Source organism: Anaerophaga thermohalophila str. Valhall (assembly GCF_000250735.1).
Lineage (GTDB): Bacteria > Bacteroidota > Bacteroidia > Bacteroidales > Marinilabiliaceae > Anaerophaga > Anaerophaga thermohalophila_A.
Window position 1 is genome coordinate 1 of the sequence record NZ_AHZV01000298.1, and the last position, 1093, is coordinate 1093.

At 38.2% G+C, this 1093-nt stretch carries 2 protein-coding genes; both read right to left on the reverse strand.

The annotated features are described in order from the left end of the window. A partial coding sequence (locus OQ5_RS21330) for a hypothetical protein (protein ID WP_016778391.1) occupies positions 1-481 on the reverse strand: 481 nt, incomplete at its 3' end. Beyond that, entirely contained in the window at positions 478-783 is a 306-nt protein-coding gene (locus tag OQ5_RS0115650) for a nucleotidyltransferase domain-containing protein (RefSeq protein ID WP_016778392.1), read from the reverse strand. The genes OQ5_RS0115650 and OQ5_RS21330, both read right to left, overlap by 4 nt. Positions 784-1093 lie beyond the last annotated feature (310 nt).

Genomic DNA, 1093 nt, shown 5'->3' on the forward strand with positions numbered 1-1093 from the left:
AAAATTTAGCGTCAATCTTTTCCTTAATCCTTTCCCATGTGGTTGTCAGAACCCGGCAGTGCTCATTTAACAGGTTCAACCCCTCAATTACCTCTTCAGTAACAAAAGGATATTCATGAGTTACAATATTTCTGGTTTCACGTAATTGTATCCATATATTTTTATTGTCCAGAAAATTAAGCGCTTCTAATTTCCCAAGGATGTCAATAAAAGAAAGACTTCTGAAATCTTCTTCCAGATTATCTAAAATGGCCGGGAACAGTTTGTGTCCCATACTATCCTGAAGTTTGGAAAACCTAAAAATTAACTGATCGAAATAGCTAAGATGTTCCGGTGGCATCTGCAAATAAATTTCTTTACTTAAAGGAAAATAATGTTTTAGCTTTCCATGAGCAAAATTCATCCTTTCGCAATGGACTTCACAAAGTTTTTTTGCTTCGTGTAGTTTATCAGCCTTATCTTCCTTGTTTCCGGGATTCACTTCAGAAGAATTTTATTTCTTGTTATTGAATTATAGAAAAATTTTTTTTGCCGGGTAATTTGATTGTCAAAGACCACATCAATTTTCTGGTCTCCTATCTCTTGTTTTAACTCTGCAAGAAACCGGACTTTATTCTCAATTGTATATTTATTTTTATCAGGACATTTGATCAGAAGATCGATATCACCCCCTTTTTTCATGTCGTCAACTCTGGATCCGAAAAGAGACACAGTAGCCTGTCCTCCAAAAATTTTATTGGTAATTGTTTTGATCGCTTTTATTTCGTGAGATGTTAAGCGCATTCTTTTGGTGTTTGGAGTTGCTGGTTGCGGGTTGCGGGTTGCGGGTTGCGGGTTGCGGGTTGCTGAACCTTAGTCTCAATCTCAGCCTGGATAGGCACGGGTTGTTAGTGTTGTTAGCATTGTTAGTATTGTTAGGTTGTTAGTGTTGTTAGACGTGCTGGTTGCTGGGTGCTGGGTGCTGGTTGTTAGGGTTGTTGGTTTCGGGTTGCGGGTTTCTTGTTGCTGATTGCTCAACCTTAGCCTCAACCTTAACCTTAGCCTCTATTGGTAATTAATCATTTAAAAAATCTGTGTCATCTGTGGTGCAACC